The 18,415-nt window shown below is 56.0% G+C and carries 15 protein-coding genes; 1 reads left to right on the forward strand and 14 read right to left on the reverse strand.

From position 1 onward, the window contains the following. Window positions 1-53 precede the first annotated feature (53 nt). From rodA to Q4G72_RS15330, 13 genes are all read right to left on the reverse strand, one after another. Window positions 54-1,325 (reverse strand): rod shape-determining protein RodA, encoded by a 1,272-nt coding sequence (gene rodA / locus Q4G72_RS15270; RefSeq protein ID WP_303312295.1) that lies wholly within the window; start codon window positions 1,323-1,325, stop codon window positions 54-56. 46 nt (window positions 1,326-1,371) lie between these two features. Further along, the gene (gene mrdA / locus Q4G72_RS15275; RefSeq protein WP_303312296.1) at window positions 1,372-3,213 is read right to left on the reverse strand and encodes a penicillin-binding protein 2; all 1,842 of its coding nucleotides are present in this window, start codon (window positions 3,211-3,213) and stop codon (window positions 1,372-1,374) included. A 206-nt stretch (window positions 3,214-3,419) separates the two neighbouring features. Continuing rightward, window positions 3,420-3,959: a hypothetical protein gene (locus tag Q4G72_RS15280; RefSeq protein WP_303312297.1), complete on the reverse strand. Its 540-nt coding sequence runs from the start codon at window positions 3,957-3,959 to the stop codon at window positions 3,420-3,422. After that, window positions 3,959-4,882 carry a rod shape-determining protein MreC gene (gene mreC / locus Q4G72_RS15285; protein WP_303312298.1) on the reverse strand — a complete coding sequence of 308 codons (924 nt, stop codon included), beginning with the start codon at window positions 4,880-4,882 and terminating at the stop codon, window positions 3,959-3,961. The genes Q4G72_RS15280 and mreC overlap by 1 nt, the downstream gene beginning before the upstream one ends. 113 nt (window positions 4,883-4,995) lie before the next feature. Further along, window positions 4,996-6,021 (reverse strand): rod shape-determining protein, encoded by a 1,026-nt coding sequence (locus Q4G72_RS15290; protein WP_044511790.1) that lies wholly within the window; start codon window positions 6,019-6,021, stop codon window positions 4,996-4,998. A gap of 240 nt (window positions 6,022-6,261) precedes the next feature. Beyond that, window positions 6,262-7,797 carry a bifunctional phosphoribosylaminoimidazolecarboxamide formyltransferase/IMP cyclohydrolase gene (gene purH / locus Q4G72_RS15295; RefSeq protein ID WP_303312299.1) on the reverse strand — a complete coding sequence of 512 codons (1,536 nt, stop codon included), beginning with the start codon at window positions 7,795-7,797 and terminating at the stop codon, window positions 6,262-6,264. A 212-nt stretch (window positions 7,798-8,009) separates the two neighbouring features. Beyond that, window positions 8,010-9,158, reverse strand: a complete 1,149-nt coding sequence (locus Q4G72_RS15300) for a BamA/TamA family outer membrane protein (protein WP_303312300.1) — start codon at window positions 9,156-9,158, stop codon at window positions 8,010-8,012. A gap of 238 nt (window positions 9,159-9,396) precedes the next feature. Continuing rightward, window positions 9,397-10,302, reverse strand: a complete 906-nt coding sequence (locus Q4G72_RS15305; RefSeq protein WP_303312301.1) for a geranylgeranylglycerol-phosphate geranylgeranyltransferase — start codon at window positions 10,300-10,302, stop codon at window positions 9,397-9,399. Window positions 10,303-10,436: 134 nt separating this feature from the next. After that, window positions 10,437-10,631: a cold-shock protein gene (locus tag Q4G72_RS15310; RefSeq protein WP_044511773.1), complete on the reverse strand. Its 195-nt coding sequence runs from the start codon at window positions 10,629-10,631 to the stop codon at window positions 10,437-10,439. A gap of 114 nt (window positions 10,632-10,745) precedes the next feature. Further along, complete coding sequence (locus tag Q4G72_RS15315) at window positions 10,746-11,249, reverse strand: KdsC family phosphatase (protein ID WP_121238478.1); 504 nt, start codon at window positions 11,247-11,249, stop codon at window positions 10,746-10,748. A 100-nt stretch (window positions 11,250-11,349) separates the two neighbouring features. Further along, window positions 11,350-11,589, reverse strand: coding sequence for a Fe-S cluster assembly protein IscX (iscX, locus tag Q4G72_RS15320; protein WP_303312302.1), 240 nt, complete (start codon window positions 11,587-11,589; stop codon window positions 11,350-11,352). A 95-nt stretch (window positions 11,590-11,684) separates the two neighbouring features. Continuing rightward, entirely contained in the window at window positions 11,685-12,014 is a 330-nt protein-coding gene (locus tag Q4G72_RS15325) for a 2Fe-2S iron-sulfur cluster-binding protein (protein WP_303312303.1), read from the reverse strand. Window positions 12,015-12,071: 57 nt separating this feature from the next. Further along, window positions 12,072-12,905 carry a Rossmann-like and DUF2520 domain-containing protein gene (locus tag Q4G72_RS15330; RefSeq protein WP_303312304.1) on the reverse strand — a complete coding sequence of 278 codons (834 nt, stop codon included), beginning with the start codon at window positions 12,903-12,905 and terminating at the stop codon, window positions 12,072-12,074. A 160-nt stretch (window positions 12,906-13,065) separates the two neighbouring features. Here Q4G72_RS15330 and Q4G72_RS15335 point away from each other — a divergent pair, with 160 nt between their 5' ends. Continuing rightward, entirely contained in the window at window positions 13,066-15,741 is a 2,676-nt protein-coding gene (locus tag Q4G72_RS15335; RefSeq protein WP_303312305.1) for an NIDO-like domain-containing protein, read from the forward strand. Window positions 15,742-15,821: 80 nt separating this feature from the next. On the opposite strand, the gene ccsA is transcribed toward Q4G72_RS15335, so the two are convergent. Continuing rightward, a complete protein-coding gene (gene ccsA / locus Q4G72_RS15340) occupies window positions 15,822-18,404 on the reverse strand; it encodes a cytochrome c biogenesis protein CcsA (RefSeq protein ID WP_303312306.1) in 2,583 nt (860 codons plus the stop codon). Window positions 18,405-18,415: the final 11 nt, after the last annotated feature.

An 18,415-nucleotide genomic window follows, 5' to 3' on the forward strand; every position in this document is an offset into this window, starting at 1 on the left:
CTGCTAGATAAGTGAACTTCTGCCCTGCTGCGCCCCGCGTAGCAGGGCTTTTTTTAGCGGTTCAAATCCTGCTTGCGGTAGGCATCAATAGCCAGCAGAATAAACAGCAGAATAGTAAACGACCACAACGATGAGCCGCCATAGCTGAAAAACGGCAGCGGGATACCGACCACCGGCGCCAGGCCAATGGTCATGCCGATGTTGATGCAGAAGTGGAAGAAAATAATGCTGGCGACGCAATAGCCATAGGTGCGCCCAAACACTGATTTCTGCCGCTCAGCCACATACAAAATGCGGGAGAGGAGGGCTACAAAAAGAATGATAACGGTGATGGTGCCTAGCCAGCCCCACTCCTCGCCTACCGTGCAGAAAATAAAGTCGGTGCTTTGCTCAGGCACAAAATCAAACTTGGTTTGCGTGCCTTGCAGGAAGCCTTTGCCGGTGAAGCCGCCGGAGCCAATGGCAATTTTAGACTGCGTGACGTTCCAGCCCACACCTAAAGGGTCAGCAGACGGGTTCAGCAGTACTTCAATGCGCTTGCGCTGGTAGTCATGCAGCACGCTGTTGAAGAAATAATTAACCCCGAACACCATTCCAATTACAATGGCCCACACACTGAGTGCTACGGGCAGATGGTGCCGGAAAATGCGCGTGTTAAACACGAACACCAGGACCAGAATCAGGGTGAAAGCGCCCAGCAGCCAGAAAGTGGGCACCAGCAGTGCCAGAATCAGAATGATACCGGCTGAGGCCAGGATAATCAGAATCAACGGCGACATGCCCTCCCGGAAATACGCCAGCAGCAGGGCCGCGTACACCAGGGCCTGCCCGGTTTCGTTGGAGGCAATGATAAGGGCAACGGGCAGCAGCGTCATACCAGCCAGCACCAGTTGGTCGCGCCAGTTCTGGTGGCGCAGGTTAATGCTGGCCATGTAGCGCGACACGGCCAGGGCGGTAGTGAACTTGGCAAACTCTGCCGGCTGCAGGCGCACAGGCCCTAGCTCCAGCCAGGAGCGGGAACCGGCAATGGGCCGGGCAATGAACAGTGTGAGCAGCAGCAGCACAATCATGCCGCCATACAGCACGTAGGCCAGTGTATCGTAGGCTTTGTAATCAATGACCAGCAGAATAACAATCAACACCACGGCGGTGCCAATCCAGACCAACTGCTTGCCGTAGTTAAAGTCGAAGCTGAACAGGGAGCCGGGGGCCTCCGGCGAGTAACTGGCCGCGTACACGTTCAGCCAGCCTAGCAGCACCATGAAGGCATACAGCCCCACGGTAACCCAATCTATACTGCGAGAATAGCGCGCTGGTGCGGGCATAGTGGAATGAAAGCTGAAGAGAGAAAAGGCCGCAGCGGCCGAAGGCTTAGTGTTTCTTTTTGCTGATGAATTTGCCGTTCATTACCCAGTACTCCCACCGCTTACGACCGGGAGACACGCTGCCGCGCAGGTATTTCTCCATCATGAGCGAGGCCAGCGGGGCGGCAGATACCCCACCAAAACCGGCGTTTTCGATAAACACGGCAATGGCAATTTTGGGGTCTTCGGCCGGGGCAAAAGCCGCAAACGTGGCGTGGTCTTCACCGTGGGGGTTTTGCACCGTACCCGTTTTACCGGCCACGGAAATACCCAGGCTGGCCAGGCTGGCAAAGCTGCCGGTAGCACCCCGACCCCCATCTACCACGGCCTGCATGCCGGGAATGAGGGCCTCAAAATATTGGGGGTCTACGGTAGTCACGTGCTTCACCTGATACTCCGGCCGCGGCCCGCCTTTCCCAATTCCCCGCACAAAGTGCGGTGGGTAGTAGTAGCCTCGGTTAGCAATAGTGGCCAGGATATTGGCCATTTGCAGGCCCGTAATTCCGATTTCGCCCTGCCCAATGGCCAGCGAATATATCGTGCGGAAATTCCAGTGGTTTTTGCCGTAGCGCTTGTCGTAAAAAGTTGGGGATGGAATCAGGCCCATCCGTTCGCCCGGCAAATCCACGCCCAAGTGCTGGGCCAGGCCAAAGCTTACCACGTTCTGCCGCCAGTCGGCCAGCCCCAGGGCTGCGTCCTGGTTTTTCTTACTGGAGCGGCCGCGCATCACGGTAGCCCGCATTACCTGATAGAAATAGGGGTTACAGCTGTTTTTAATGGCAATGCTCAGGTTGCTGGGATTCTCGTGACGGTGGGTGCAACGCACCAATTTCCAGTTGCAGGGAAAGCCGGTAGAGGGCGTTACCACCCCTTCCTGCAGGGCAATCAACTCGTTTACCAGCTTAAACACCGAGCCAGGGGGATAGGTCGCCATCAGGGGGCGGTTAAACAAAGGTCGCTCCTGGTTGCGCAACAAATCCATGTAGCGGTTGCCCAGGCCTTTGCCCGTGAGCTGAGTGGGATTATAGAATGGCGCCGAGACAAAGGCCAGAATCTCCCCGGTTTTAGGATCAAGGGCTACCACGGAGCCACGCTTCCCTTGCATCAGCTGCTCGCCGTAGCGCTGCAGCTCCAGGTCGATGCTGGTGTGCAAATCCTGCCCGGCTACGGAGAGGGTATCAAACTCACCATCCCGGAAAGATCCTTTCTCAATGCCACGCACGTTTACCATGCGGTACTGCACGCCGCGGTGCCCCATCAGCTCATTCTCGTAGAAGGACTCCAGCCCACTAATGCCCAGGTTGTCGCCGGGCAGATACTTGGCGTATTTAGGTTTTTCCAGGTGAGCCGGCGTTACGGGCCCTACGTAGCCCAGCGCGTGGGCCAGTAGCGTATCCTGATAGGAACGAGCCATGCGGGCTTTGATGCTGAAACCCGGAAAATCCATCAGGTTATCCTGGATGGCAGCTAGTTCGGGCGTGCTCAGGTTCTGCACCAGCGGCGAGGCCTTCACGCGGGAGTAGATTTTGGCAGCCAACAGCGCTTCCCGCAACTCCTCTATGGGCAGTTGCAGCAACTGGCAAAAGCGGGCCGTATCCAGGGTTTTTACTTCGCGCGGCACCACCATCAGGTCGTACACCGGCGTGTTCTGCACCAGTATTTTGCCGTTGCGGTCGTAAATCAGCCCCCGATAAGGGGTTTGTACGATGCGCTGCAACGTATTCCGGTCGGCGGCCAGCTTGTAGCTACCGTCGAGTACCTGAATGTAGAAAAGGCGGGTACCAAATACCAATGCCACGGCCAGGAAGATGGCCAGAACCACGTATTTGCGGCCTTCGAGATATTGCAAAACAGAGAAAACTAATAGTACGCAGCAACGGCCTAATGGCCAGATTCACAAAGGTAAGTGGTGGCCGCTTAGCAGAGAGTAATCCTTAAACTACCAGCAGGCGAAAACAGAGCAAACAACACAACCAACCAAACTTTTCGCCCACATAACGGACAATACCCCCCCCTCAGTTCCAGGAACTCACACCACTAATAAAGCTGGCTTATTTACCGGCTGCTGCGCCGCGTAGAGAAGAAAACCAGCTGGATAATGAGTAGCACAATTCCCGTAAACAGGGTACTCACGATAATCTTGCCCAACGTCAGCCCGATTGAGCGCAGGCCACCCAGCTCCACAAAGAAAAAGGCGGCATGGTGGATACCCAGCAACAAAACCGTGTAGACCACAAACCATTGCCACCCCATGCGGTGAATATTTACCGAGTCAGCGGCATCGTAGCCGTCGCGGGGGGTGAGCAGGCGCAGCACCCAGGGCCGCAGGTAGGCTACCAGCACGGATGCCACCGCATGCACGCCGCCGGTATCAAAGAAAATATCCAGCGAAATACCCATGATAAAGCCCAGCACCAGTTGCAGTACAATGGGGGTGTTAATGGGCAGAAACAACAGAAAGCCCAGGTACAAAAAGCACCAGCCCAGCCCAAACAGGCCGTCGGGCGCCAGCCGGCTGACCACAAAAACCTGCAGCGCCAAGTACAGCGCAAACCGCAGCAGCTGAATTATAATGGTCCCAATGGCTCCTTGCATTAGCGCGTAGCTCCTTCCGGCTTTATGCCCGAGTGTACCGTGAGCGTGTCGCGCTCGGCCTGCGAGCGGCTACCCACTACGTACACGTAGGTCAGGTTTGAGAAATCGGTAGCCAGGCGCACCTGCACCGTCCAGAAGTTTTTGTCCGGCTCTTTCCGGAAACCATCAATCGTCCCAATCATCACGCCTTCCGGGAATACGGCGTTATAACCGGAGGTAACCACCGTATCACCCCGCACCAGCTTATTTTGGCGTGGAATGTAGTCCAGCAGCGCGTGCTTGGGGTCGTCGCCCAGCCACTTAATACTGCCAAAGGTGCCGTCGCGCAGAATTTTGGCCGAAATAGTGGTTTTGGAATGCAGCAGAGAGGTAACAGTAGCATAATGCTCACTGACCACTTTCACGCGGCCTACCACGCCCGAAGCCGCAATGACACCCATACCCGGCTTGATGCCTTCCCGGTTGCCCACGTTCAGGGTCAGGTAGTTATCCACGCGCTGCAGGGTGTTACTGATCACACGGGCTGGCGTAAGCGGGTACTCGGGGTCGGCGGCCGGCAGGTTACGCATGCCCAAAAGCAGCGAGTCCGGCTTGCCTTTGGCCTGCAAACGAGCCTGCGTGATGCTGTCCTGCCTGACGGGCAGTACGGGAGCTTCGCGGCGCGATAAAGTAGTGGGAAACAGCTGCTGCCGCAGGGCCGCATTTTCGGCTACCAGCGTGCGGTTTACATCTACCAGCCGGAAATAGTCATACACCTGCGTGCGCAGGGCCAGCATCTGGCCGGTATACTCATTGGCCGAGTTGAAGAAGGCCGCCCGCTGATATGAGCTATTGCGCAGCAGCAGAAACACGCTTATCACCTCCAGCAGCACAAATACCAGCGCCCCCCGATAGCGGAAAAGGAAGGTGAAAAGATTTCTCATGGGGTACTTCTGAAGTAGAAAAAGTGAGTTCTGAATTGACCAGTCATCAGATCTGGCCCTAGCCTCTGACTACATAAACAGTCAATTCAGAACTCATCATTCAACACTCAGAATTAGGTAAGCAGCACGCTGCGGAAGGCCTGAATATCCTTAATGGCAGCTCCCGTACCACGCACTACGGCGCGCAAGGGGTCTTCGGCAATGTGAATGGGCAGCTTGGTTTTGGCAGCCAGGCGCTTGTCCAGGCCGCGCAGCAAAGCGCCACCACCGGTGAGGTGAATGCCGTTTTCGTAGATATCCGCCGACAGTTCGGGCGGGGAGATTTCCAGCGCCTTCAATACTGCCTCTTCAATCTTGGCCACCGACTTATCCAGGGCAATGGCAATTTCTGAGGAGGTTACTTTGATAACCTTCGGGATACCGGTCATCAGGTCGCGGCCACGTACTTCGAAGTCCGGGGGCGTTTCGTCCAGCTCCGTCAGGGCAGCGCCTACTTCAATCTTGATACGCTCGGCCGAACGTTCACCAATCAGCAGGTTGTGCTGGCGGCGCATGTAGTCCAGAATATCCTGGTTGAAGACGTCGCCGGCGGTTTTAATGGACTGGTCGCAGACAATACCGGACAGGGCAATAACCGCAATTTCGGTGGTGCCCCCTCCTATGTCAATAATCATGGAGCCGATGGGCTGCTCCACGTCGATACCAATGCCAATGGCGGCGGCCATGGGCTCCTGAATCATCCAGACTTCCTTAGCGCCGGCATGCTCAGCGGAGTCACGTACGGCGCGCTTTTCTACTTCCGTAATGCCCGAGGGAATGCAGATAACCATCCGGTGCGACGGTTGAAACAGCCGGTTCCGGGTATCAATCATCTTAATCATCCCCTTAATCATCTCCTCGGCGGCGTGGAAGTCGGCAATTACGCCGTCCTTCAGCGGGCGAATGGTTTTGATGTTATCGTGGGTTTTCTCGTGCATTTGCTGGGCCTGACGGCCTACCGCAATGACTTTATTGGTGGTGCGGTCTTTAGCAATGATGCTCGGCTCATCCACCACGATTTTATCGTTGTGAATGATGAGGGTGTTGGCCGTTCCCAGGTCGATGGCAATGTCACTGGTCAGGAAATTGAAGAAACCCATTGAGTAGCGGCAAATGAATGAAAACGGGCGGGTTGCGTCCGTTAAAAGAGGTGCAAAAGTAAACAGATTTCAGGGAAGAACGACTTATAGTACTTTGGCATTGTGAGGGAAACGCAGCAATCTAGGCTGAGTAACACCCAAAGCTTCGTAAAGTGAAAAAGCCCCGGTGCCAGCACGGGCACCCAGGGCTTTTTTATTGAGTAGTTTCTCTTACAAATCAGGGTAAGAAATTATTTTCTGTTAATGCTTGAAGTGGCGCACGCCCGTCAGCACCATGGCCATGCCCAGCTGGTCGCAGGCATTGATGCTGTCCTGGTCTTTGATGGAGCCGCCGGGCTGTACTACCGCCCGGATGCCGGCCTCGCCGGCAATTTCCACGCAGTCGGGGAAGGGGAAAAATGCATCGGAAGCCATAACGGCCCCGTGCAGATCGAAGCCGAAGGAGCGGGCTTTTTCAATGGCCTGGCGCAGGGCATCCACGCGGGAGGTCTGACCAACGCCGGAAGCCAGCAACTGGCCGGGACGGGCCAGCACAATGGTGTTGCTCTTGGTATGCTTGCACACTTTCAGGGCAAACTCCAGCGCCGCCGTTTCCTCGGCCGTGGGGGCCGATTTGGTGACGGTGCGGAAATCCTTGGCGGTTTCCGTCTGGCGGTCGAAGTCCTGCTCAATCATGCCGTTCAGCAGGGTTTTTACTTGCTTGGCGGGGAACTGCACCGGCTTCTGACGCAGCAAAATGCGGTTTTTCTTGCTTTGCAGAATAGGTAGCGACTCAGCCGCAAACTCGGGCGCAATCAGCACTTCAAAGAACAGCTTGTTCAGCTCTTCCGCAGTGGCTGCGTCCACGGGCTTGTTCACGATAATCACCCCACCGAAGGCGGATACCGGGTCGCAGGCCAGGGCGTTGAGGTAGGCCTGCTGCAGGGTTTCCGCCTGGGCCACGCCGCAGGCATTGGTGTGCTTGAGAATGGCGCAGGCGGCGGGGCCATCGGCCTCAAACTCTTGCATGAGCAGCACGGCCGCATCCACATCTACCAGGTTATTGTAGCTGAGCTGCTTGCCGTGAAGCTGGTCGAAAAGGGCATTCAGGTCGCCGTAGAACGTGCCGGCCTGGTGGGGGTTCTCGCCGTAGCGCAGGGCAGTGGCGGGCTTCTGGCTTACTTTCAGAACGGTGCCTTCCAGCGCGGTGCCGCGGCTCATGTAGCGGAATATTTCAGTGTCGTAGTGTGAGGTGGCTTCAAAAGCAGCCGCCGCGTACTGCTTCCGGTCGGCCAACTCGGTAGCGCCGTTCTTTTCGCGCAGCAGCTCAGTCACCGCAGCGTACTGGTCACGGCTGCTGACTACCAGCACGTCACGGAAATTCTTGGCGGCAGCGCGTAGCAGGGAGATGCCGCCGATGTCAATTTTCTCAATCACATCCTGCTCCGGCGCGCCGGAGGCTACGGTTTCCTCGAAGGGGTACAGGTCCACAATCACCAGGTCGATGGGTGGAATCTGGTGCTGCTCGGCTTCCTGCCGGTCACTGGCTTCGTGGCGGCGCTGCAGAATACCGCCGAATACTTTGGGGTGCAGGGTTTTTACGCGGCCTCCAAACACTTCGGGGAAGCCCGTCAGGCTTTCCACGGCAGTAACCGGGGCGCCCAGGTCTTCAATGAACTTCTGGGTGCCGCCCGTGGAGTACAGCTGCACGCCATGCTGACGGAGGACCTCAATCAGCGGCTCCAGCCGGTCTTTGTAATACACGGAAACCAGGGCGGAGCGAATGGGCTGCATCATAACAAGAAAAGGTTGGGCTGAACGACGGCACGAAGGTAGGCAGCCCAAGCTTAGCGGGGCAAGCCGCTATGCTACCGAATTGTTACCTGTGTCTATTTAATAATTCAGCATCCTTCACAAAGGCGGGCCCAGAAGCCAACCTACTTTCCATTCGGCAGGTCATTCCATCAGCTTATTCCCTGTTTTTAAATGTGCCGAAGGGAGAAATCTTCTTAAAAAGCCTCATTAAAGGCGAAATACAGGCCGCTGGATTCGCCCGACCCAACGCCATAATCGATGCGGATACTTAGCCGGTCTTTGCGGTTGACGTCGATTCGCAGACCGGCGCCGCCGGCTACGTTAAACTGGCCGGGGCGGAAATCGGAAACCTGAGGTTGCACTTGCCCCACCCCGCCAAACAACACACCCCGCAGCCGCCAGAACAGTTGCTGCCGCACCTCTGCCTGGGCTGCTATAAGTTGCCGGTCCCGGAAGCGGCCTTCGTAAATGCCGCGCATCATTCGCTCGCCACCTAGATTGGCCAGCTCCCGGAATGGCACGGTACCAGAATGAAATATACCCTGAACCTGCCCGGCCAGCACCGTTTGTTCTGCTTCTGCCGGCCCCAGCACCCAATACTGGCGGGCATCAAACTGCATTCTTGTAAACTGATAGTCGCTGCCTAATGCCTTGCTTACGAAGAGCACGCTGGCATCCAGGAAGCGGCCCCGGTGGGCGCTCAGGATGTTGTCGCGGGTATCATAGAGCAGGGCGGGGCCCAAGCCCGAGGTAAGCGTAGCCTGCCGCTCCCGGGCGTCGCGCTCCAGTAGCCAGTTGGGGCGGGTGCCGTCGTCGGTGAAGGCATCATCAATCCGCACATGGTACATATTGGTCAGCCGGTACAGCCCGCCCACAAACAGGCCTGGCCGCAGACGCTTCAGTACCCGCTGATTCAGAATAAATACCTCGTACGAAATGTCGCTTTTTTCACTTTTTCGGGTGTCGTTGCCTACGCCGTAATAGTAAATCGGGAAGTTGAAGTACTGCGCCTCACCGCCAACAAACCACCTTTCTCCGGGCGTAAAGATGGAGTGTGTGAGGCTGGCGCTGGACTGCTTGCGCTGGGTACGATAGGCCAGCACCCGGGCATTAGAGCTACGGGTGGTGGTATCGGGCCCAAAGCGCCACACGGGAAGCACCGCAGCGCCGTAGGCCACGCCCGTTTCAGGCTGCGAAAATACAATGGGCAGCACCGCTATTTTAACGCGACGCGGCTTTTTAAGCGGGCTGGAATGAGCTACCGAATCGGTGGGCGACTGGGCAGCGACGGACAGCGTAAGCAGACTCAGCAGCAACGCGGCCCCAAAACGAAACGCAGGCATACGGCGGGCGTGGTTGGAAGAGGGAGGGTTCCTAAATGTACAGGTTTAACCCAGACCTCCTACCGCTTACTTTCGTTGCCCAGGGTCTTTTGAAGCACTTCATCAACAGCAGGATAAAGCCCATTTATTCTGTATGCCAACTGGCATTATATAGTTCAGGCGCAGAAGTAATTGCTCCCGTCCCCTCCACTCTTATAGCCAGTAGCCAGCCTGTGCCAAGCTTTACTGTTGAACTGTTCTATACCAGCAGCATAGAAAGTACGCCTGCCAGCATGAGGAGCTTGCACCAGAGACTAAGCCGCGCAAAGTGACTTTTGCGGTCGGCGCGGGCCAGTTGCCAGGAAAATAGCAGTAGTGGCAGCAGTACCAGCCCGCCAAGCCAAGCACCCAGAGCCCAGCGGCCCGTATGCAGGCTCTGCCAGATGGCGCCGGCTAGGAGTACGGCCAGATTCAGCAGGAAAAAGCCGGCTATCCACTTGGATTTGGCCACACCCGCCACAATAGGCAGTGTACGGCAGTCGTGCTGCGCATCGCCGCGCATGTCTTCTATATCCTTGATGATTTCGCGCACCACGGAGAGCAGAAAGGCCGCCAGCGCATATACCCATATCGGCTGGGTACCTGTACGCAGCTGCAGCTCTGGTAGCAGCACGGAGGCGGCCGTGAGGGCCGCAATGCTCAGATTACCGACCAAAGCCACCCGTTTAAACCGCACCGAATAGCCCCACAGCAGTAGCGCCGAGCCCATATGCACCAACCCCAGCAACGGTGACAAGGCACCGCTGATCAACACACCCAGCCCAGACAGAATGAGATGCGTGAGCATGGCGTGGCGCCTATTGATGGCACGCCCTACCACCAACCGTTCCGGCCGGTTGATGGCATCTATCTTAACATCATAGTAATCATTGATGATGTAGCCGGCCGCCGCCACGCATACTGTTGCCAGCACCAGCAGGGCAAAAGGCACATCCAGGCGTTGTAGAATGGGCAGATGCGGCTGTAGCAGACCTACGCGCACTAGCACCATACATAGCATAATGAGCAGCAGATTGGGCAGGCGCACCAACCGCCATAGCTCGCGCAGCCCTGCACCGGCAGGGGCAGCAGTAGCAGCAGAGGCAGGAGGAAACGGGGCGGCCATAGGCAAACACAACTCCGGGGAAGATACAAAGATGCGACAAGCTCCATACACTGCGAGCAGGGCGCAAAAAAAGGAAAGCCTCCCCATAATGGGGAGGCTTTCCGCAAGCAAAAAACCTTGTCAGGCGAGATGCCTTACAGTTTCTTCACATTCACCGCATTAACACCTTTGCGGCCTTCCTGCGTGTCAAACTCCACGCGGTCATTTTGCTGAATCTGGCCCCCGTTAAGGCCGGTAACATGGACGAAGAAGTCTTCCTTCGTGCCGTCTTCCGTAATGAAGCCGTAGCCCTTCGACTCATTATAGAATTTTACGGTTCCTGTTTTCATGAAAAGAATAAGAAAGTGTGAATGGATGATTTTGTAAAGATAGAGGGATTTTATAAAAACACAACCGGTGCTTTTCGTCCCTGAAAATCAAAAAAATCCACTCTAAAACCCTCTCTACCAGGTCTGTTGGCACTTCATAACGTTTTCCACCAGCTCGCGCACGGCGCCTTTGCCGCCGGGTAGCTGGGCTATGTAATTGCAGATTTCGCGCACATCGGTGGCGGCATCGGAGGGGCAGGCGGCAATGGCGCAGCGGCGCATTACTTCTACATCGGGCATATCGTCGCCCATGTAGGCAATATGGGCGGGGTCGAGGCGGTGCAGGTTGATGTACTTGTTGAAGATGACCATTTTATCATCGACCCCCAGGTAAATATCCTGCACATCCAAGGACTCCAACCGCCGACGCACCCCTTCTTCCTCGCGGCCGGAAATAACCACAATGCGGTACCCCTTGCGCAGCGCGTGCCGAATGGCAAATCCGTCGCGGATGTGGAAGGCACGGGCCTGCTCACCGGAGTTCAATGCCAGCAGAGTGCCATCGGTCAGCACTCCGTCCACATCAAAAATAAAGGCCTTCACTGCCGATAAATCCGGCGTTTCTACAACTACTGACATGCAAGCGGGATAAATAAAGGATATCCGGGCAAAAGATAACGAAGTCCTGGCTGGGAAAGCAGTTGGTGGCTGCTACGCCAGAACCAATGGCCCCGGCATTTTATTTTTGATTATCACGCCACTCATATACCCACTTGGCCTGAATCTGCTCCAGGTGGCCTTCAGTGGCCTGCTCACGGGTGCCTTCAAAGTTAGGCAGGCTTAGGACCCAGTCCAGCAGATCGGTAAAGCGGATTCGATAAATCTTGGCTTCGGAAAAATCGTCGCCAAATTTCTCGTACAGGGCCATGGCAATATCTTCATGGTCGCTCCACTTAATGGGGGGCTCGAAATAGTTCATCTTAGTTCAGTTGAGGGTGGTCAGCTGTCCGCACTGGTCTTGCTGATGAAGCAGCGTAAACGTGCCTGAAGCAAATCAGTATAGGAAACTGAAAATTAATGGCCCAGAAAATCCTGCGGCGGCACTAGAATAACCAGGTCTTCGTGACCCTGTACGACGCACTGGCAGCCCAGACGGGAGTTGATGCGGGGGTTAACAGCCCGATCAATAAAGTCTTCTTCCTTGTCGCTGATTTCTGGCAGATCATCCTCGCCCTGTAGTACATATACATGGCAGGTGCTGCAGCCGCAAACCCCGCCGCAGTTATGCTGCAGCTGAATTCCGTTGTTCAAGGCTACATCCAGTACCGATTCTCCTTCCGCGGCCACATGGGTCTGCTCGGGCTGTCCGTCCTCGAATTTAAAGGTGATATTAACAGCTTTCACGGCGTGGGGGTAAAGTGGCAAATTGCGGGCACAAAGGTAGGCAGGCAGGCCCCCGAATCAAAGCTGGGAGTCGGATATGCTCGGCTCCTGTCCCTGCTGCCGCTGGATATCGATGGTAAGCTGAGCATAGAGGTTTTGCCAGGCAGGGTGTGCCGCCAAAGCTGCCTGATGCGCCGCTAAGGTGGGCTGGTCGTTGCGCACAGCCGGGCCGGTTTGCACGCTGAACGGGGAATGTGCCAAGGCTTTATCTACTGTTTCCCGCACCAATGGCTCCAGCAGCTGCAGCGGCAGCCCAGCCTCTGCCATGAGCTGATGACTGATGCCTAGTAGGTGGTTGGTGAAGTTGCAGGCAAAAACTGCCGCTACGTGCAGAGCCTGCCGCTGTGGCGTGGCCACCAGTTGAGTACGTTGTGGGCTTAGGCTGCGGGCTAGCTCTAGCAGTAACGTTTCAGCAGACGGCTCGGCGGCTTCAATGCACAGAGGCACCTGCTCCCAGTTGATAGCGCGGCCGGGGCTGAAGGTTTGCAGCGGGTAGAACACGCCTCCACGCAAGGCTGGATAGGCCGCGAATATTGCAACTGGCACCGTACCGGAAGTATGTGCTACCACGCTACCCGCTGGAAACCGCGCCTGCTGCAATACTGCCGGAACAACCGCATCAGGTACCGCCAGCAAATAGATGGTAGCGGGTGGCACCTGTGTAAAATCAAGTGAGGTGAGCACGGGCGTACCGGATACGGTGCCTGCCACGGCAGCCGCATGCGCTGGCGTGCGGCTCCATACGCCACTTACCGCCCAGCCCGCCCGGGCCAGTGCGGGCACCAATTGGGCGGCTACCTTTCCCGCTCCGACTACCAGCACGCGCCGGTCAGAATCAGAAATGCTTGTCATAGAAGGCACAAAATTGCGCCGAAAGAACCGACTTATTCTTCGGACTCAATATTTTCCTATCTAACTTGGCTACGTCCTAAAAGTTAATAGCCCGACTTAGCCCATAAACCAGCACCTTTGCGGGTTGATTTATTTGATTCTACCACTCCTTTTTTACTATATGAAGCATTTGTACGCATTAGTTCATCGTTTTGCCTATGCCATTGGCTGCCTGGCCCTGTATCTGGCCGCCGGGCCCGTTCAGGCCCAACGCCTGGATTACTCTAGCCGGGGGTTTTCTGCCTTTGCCGGCACCTATACCGACTTAGGAACCACAGGTACGGTAATTACTATTCCCGCTGACGCCACTAACTCGACGGCGCAGGAAATTGGGTTCACCTTCCACTTCAACGGGCAGGATTTCACCCAGTTTGTTTTCAATTCCAACGGGTTTTTGCGGCTGGGGAATGAAGGGGCCAAAACCGTGGACTTCGAATATGAGGCAGACCTTACCCATAGTGCCATCACCACCGCTGACCCTGCGGATGCAAACCTGATTGCCCCCTTCCTCATAACCTTAACGGGCTCTTCTACTCAAACACCCGAATACCGCGTGGCTACCACCGGTACGGCGCCTAACCGGGTTTGTACCATTCAGTGGGAAAACGTAGCTGACCTGGGTGTTAAAAAGCCCCGCCAGTTCGCAGCTATGTCGTTCCAGGTAAAGCTTTACGAAACCAGCAATACCATTGAGTTCGTCTACGATAAGATTACGCCTACCACTAATACCGCCACTCCCATTGGAGCGGCTGTTGGAATAAAGGGGTCTAAGGCAGCAGAAAATCAGGTGGTGGTGCTTTCTAAAGCTAGTACTGTAGCCTGGGCAGCGCCCACCAAGGTTGCCAATTTGCCATACAGTGATGCATTTGCCACGCGCCGCACGGTATTGCCTACTGCCGGGCTCACCTACCGGTTCAAGGCTACACCTCTGCTGGATGCTACGGTTTCCAACGTCTATACGCTGGGGCAAATGCCGCTCACGGGTGCTGCCCCCCATAAGGTGAAGGCGCGCATTCTGAATACGGGTATCAATGCTTTAAGCGGCGTAAAAGTAACGCTCACGGTAACCGGCGCGGTAGAATTTACCAGCACACGCACCATTGACCTGCCCCAGTATGAAGGAGCCATTGTGGAGTTTGATGGCTATACCCCCCTGCTGAACGGCACCAATCAGGTAACGGTTAGTCTAAGCAGTGATAATGATGAGACAAACAATTCGCTGACGGTAACTCAGGAGGTTAATCCTTCACTGCTGAGCTACGCCGATAATAAGCCCATACTGGCCAGCACGCGCCGCGCCGGGGAACGGCTAACACTGGTACGCCATTCCCTGTTGCAGCCAATGGCCGTTCAGGCTGTTCGGGTACTGATAGCCAATAACACCTATTGCAAGGGCCAAACGGTATACGGTGTGGTAACTGACGCCGCCGGCACTATCATTGGCCGCTCGCCCAACTATCGTATTCAAGCGGAAGACCTCAGCCAGGAACTCACCTTCCGCCTGTACTCGCCTATTAAAATGGAGGCGAATACCAACTATTATCTTGGCCTGGCGCAAACCCTTATTACGGGCGGCGAATACGACACCTACGAAGCAGTAGCGGAACAGGCAGAAAGCCCTACCCGGCCGGACAGTGCCTATTTCCGGGCTCCACTGGCAGGCGGCATGCCGCACTCTGTCATGGTTTCGCGCTTTGTTATCAGCGCCCAACTGACTGACGTACCCACCTGCCTGGCCCCGCTGCAACTGGCTGCTTCTGACATTAAAGCGACGGGCGCTACGCTAACGTTTACGCCCGTAGCCGGAGCCACTACCTATGCAGTAGAGTACGGCCCGCAAGGCTTTATGCCCGGCACTGGTAAAGGCACTATTGTTAACAATGTAGTGGCCAGCCCTTACCAGCTGACCGGTTTGACCGCCGGCACATTGTATGATGTATACGTGCGCACTGCCTGCTCAGAAACCAGCACCAGTGGTTTTGTAGGTCCCGTAACGGTACAAACGGAATGCGGACCAGTAGTAGCCGCCGCCATTCCCTATACCTTCAACTTCAGCAATGTAATGGTGGGCACGCTGCCTTGCGGCGTTACCGTCTTCAATGCCAACCCCGATCAGGACGAATACAAGTACACCTGGGTGGTAGCTACAGACCCCGGCTTTGACTACCAGAAGGTAATGCGGGCCGATTATGGCGGTGCCGGTCCTTCCGATGACTGGTTCTTCACCGCGCCGCTCCAACTCAATGCCGGAAGCCGTTATTTGGTTAGTTTCGACTACCGGGGCGAATTCCCTGGTTTACCAACGGCTTTGGCGGTAACCTACGGTAGCGCCGCTACGGTTGAGGGTCAGGATAAGGCCCTATGGAGCAACACCGAAATTGCTACTAGTGAATACGTGCCGGCGGAGGGTGTCGCGCTTATTGAGCCCACTACTACCGGCAGCTACTACGTTGGCTTCCATGCCATCAGCGAAACGGGCCATGGCTATTTATATGTCAAGAATGTGCAGGTAGTAGCCGCCGATGTAACGCCCGCCTCCAGCGCTCTTTCCCGCTCTATAAGTGCTTACCCCAACCCTACTGCTGATCAACTTCTGCTGGAGGTGCGCGGAGCCAATGCCAAAGGCACCCTGCAGGTAGAAATTGTGAATATGCTGGGCCAGCGCGTGTACGCCAGCTCTGCCCGCGACAACTTCATCAACCGCCTGGATGTGTCTAAGCTGGCCTCCGGCCGATACATCCTGAAAGTGCAGTCAGCGGATGGCTACGCCGTGCGGGCCATTCAGGTACAGCACTAATCTGCATTATCTCAGGCACAACAAAAAGCCCGAACCACAATGGTTCGGGCTTTTTGTTGCTATTACACTTCTTGATACCGCTACGCTACCTGAGCGGAAGCGGACTGCTTGCGGCGGGCTGGGGCATCGGGGCGCGGCGGCTCCTGCTTGCGCTGGCGTAAGGCCATCAGGAAGCCCAGGCCCATAAGCAGCGTGCCGCTCCAGAGCAGGTTAATGAAGGGCTTCTCCATAGCTTTCAGAATGATGTAGTCCTTCTGTGTGGTGCTTACCCCAAAGGTGAACTTGCCTTTGGTGGGGTCTACGTTGTTGAAGGACAGGCGCAGGCCCAGGTCTTCTACTTCATCGGGAATACGGCCAATCATTTTATCGCGCACTACAAACACGGGGTGCACGTGGTACTGCTTCTTCTCGCCGGACACGATAAAGTCGCCCTGAATGGCGAGGTCACCGGGTTTCAGGCCCAGGCCCGCGCTTTCGTGAGCCGGCTCAATGGCGCGCAGCACGGCAAAGTAGTCGTTCAGGTAAATCGTGTCGCCTACGGCCAATACGTGTTCCTTCACCTTGCTCCAGTCCTTTTCCTTGGAGGGGTCAGGCACAGTGCTGATGTGGGAGTAGATGTCATGGTCCCAGAACTTCTTGATGTCCGGGGAAGCCAGCAGGCCCTCACCCATTTCCTCGTTTACCTGTGCCCGGGGGTAGAGCGTGAAAGATTTACCGGTTTTCCGATCTTTGTATTCGACACGGTAGTAGGTGTTCTCAGGGCGGATTTCGAGCGTGTCGCCTACTTTATAGTACACCCGGTCGTTCTGCTTTACCTCGGCGCGGGCAATGGCTTTGAACTCATCGTCGGTGCGGAAAAGCAGGTCTTTATTGACATACTCCGGCAGGCCGGGAACATCATAGTACTGGCCCGTGTAGCTCACGTCGTAGCCCTGCATGGGGGCGGCTTCATTGCGCCACAGCAACACATTGTCGCGGTTTACATCCTCCGGAAAATCCTTGGAATACACCAGGCCCGATACGTTCTGCGAAATGATATTGGAGTACCCGGCCGAGGCCAGAATGCCCAACAGCATCAACGCAATACCCAAGTGTGACACGGCGCCGCCCGAAAGCTGAATGCGGCGCTTCAACAGGCGCAAAATAGTGCCCACATTAGCCAACACGCCAAACAGACCGGCCGTTACCAGCACAATGTAGACTGGCTTCATAGGGTGGCCATAATAACGCACCAGCAGCATGGCCAGGGCGGCGCCCAGCAGCGTGAGCACTACCGGCACCGTGAGGGAGTTGGTCAGGCTTTCTTTATCGTTGCGCTGCCACCACATCACCTGCCCCAGACCGGAGAGGAAAGCAATAGCCACGCCCATCCAAAGCTGGAACTTGGTGTAGTGCGCAATCTGGTCGGCGGGCAGGGCCAGGTTCGATTTGATGCCCAGGAAACCCAGGAAGGCATTATACACCGGAATGCTGGTAGTTACCAGTACCTGGAACGCGCCCAGACACAGCACCGTGGCCCCAATGAATACCCACAGCTCCGGGTTATAGGTCGTCAGCTCTTTCTCCGATACGGGGATATGCTTCCATTTCGAAACCAACAAGACCACCGCCAGCACTACAAAAGCAGCCAGGTAAATAATCAGCTGGCCGGAAAGTCCTAGGTCCGTGAAGGAGTGCACGGAGGCATTGCCCAGCACACCGCTGCGCGTGAGGAAGGTAGCGTAGAGGATAAGCAGGAAGGTGGAAATCACCAGCACAAATGCGGTGCGCAGGCCCGTACGGCGGCGCTGCCACAGCACCAGGGCATGCAGCCCGGCTACCAGCACCAGCCACGGGATGTAGACGGCATTTTCTACCGGGTCCCAGTTCCAGAAGCCACCAAAGTTCAGCGTTTCATAGGCCCAGTAGGCGCCCATCATAATACCAATGCCCAGTACGGCACCGCCCACCAGACTCCAGGTAATGGCCGGCTTCACCCATTTAGTTAACTCGTTCTTCCAGAGGCCGGCAATAGCAAAGGCAAACGGCACCAGGGTGAGGGCAAAGCCCAGAAACAGCGTGGGTGGGTGAATCACCATCCAGTAGTTCTGCAGCAGCGGGTTCAGGCCAGTGCCATCGGTAGGCACAAAGTTGGGGTTGAGGCGAAATACCGGCGCATCGGTCAGGAAGTCGCGCAGCAGGATAAAGGGCGAGGAACCAATTTTCATGTCCAGCACCACCACCCCTAGAATCATGGAGGTAAGGAAGAACTGCACACCCGCAAATACGGCCATTACCGGGGCTTCCCACTGGCGGTTGAAACGCATAATGGCAAAGCCCAGCAGTACGTGCCAGAAAATCCAGAGCAGGAACGAGCCTTCCTGCCCTTCCCAGAAGCAGGAAATCATGTAGTACACCGGCAAGTGGTTGCTGGCGTGGCTCCACGCGTAATGGTATTCGTATCGGTGGTTATAAATGATATTGAACAGGCAGATGATGATAGAAAACACCGCCGCGCCATGTACAAAAAACGCCCCGCGTGCCAGCCGTAGCCAGGAGGCATCGGCAGAGCCCAGGGGCTGGTTGCGGGCCGCCATGAAGTAGGAATAGGTAGCAACAATGGCCGCCACAAACGCTACAATGACACTCAGATGTCCGGCGTCGCCAATAAATGTGTTCAGCATATCACTTCTGA

This window comes from Hymenobacter sp. BT730, assembly GCF_030542105.1.
Taxonomy (GTDB): Bacteria; Bacteroidota; Bacteroidia; order Cytophagales; family Hymenobacteraceae; genus Hymenobacter.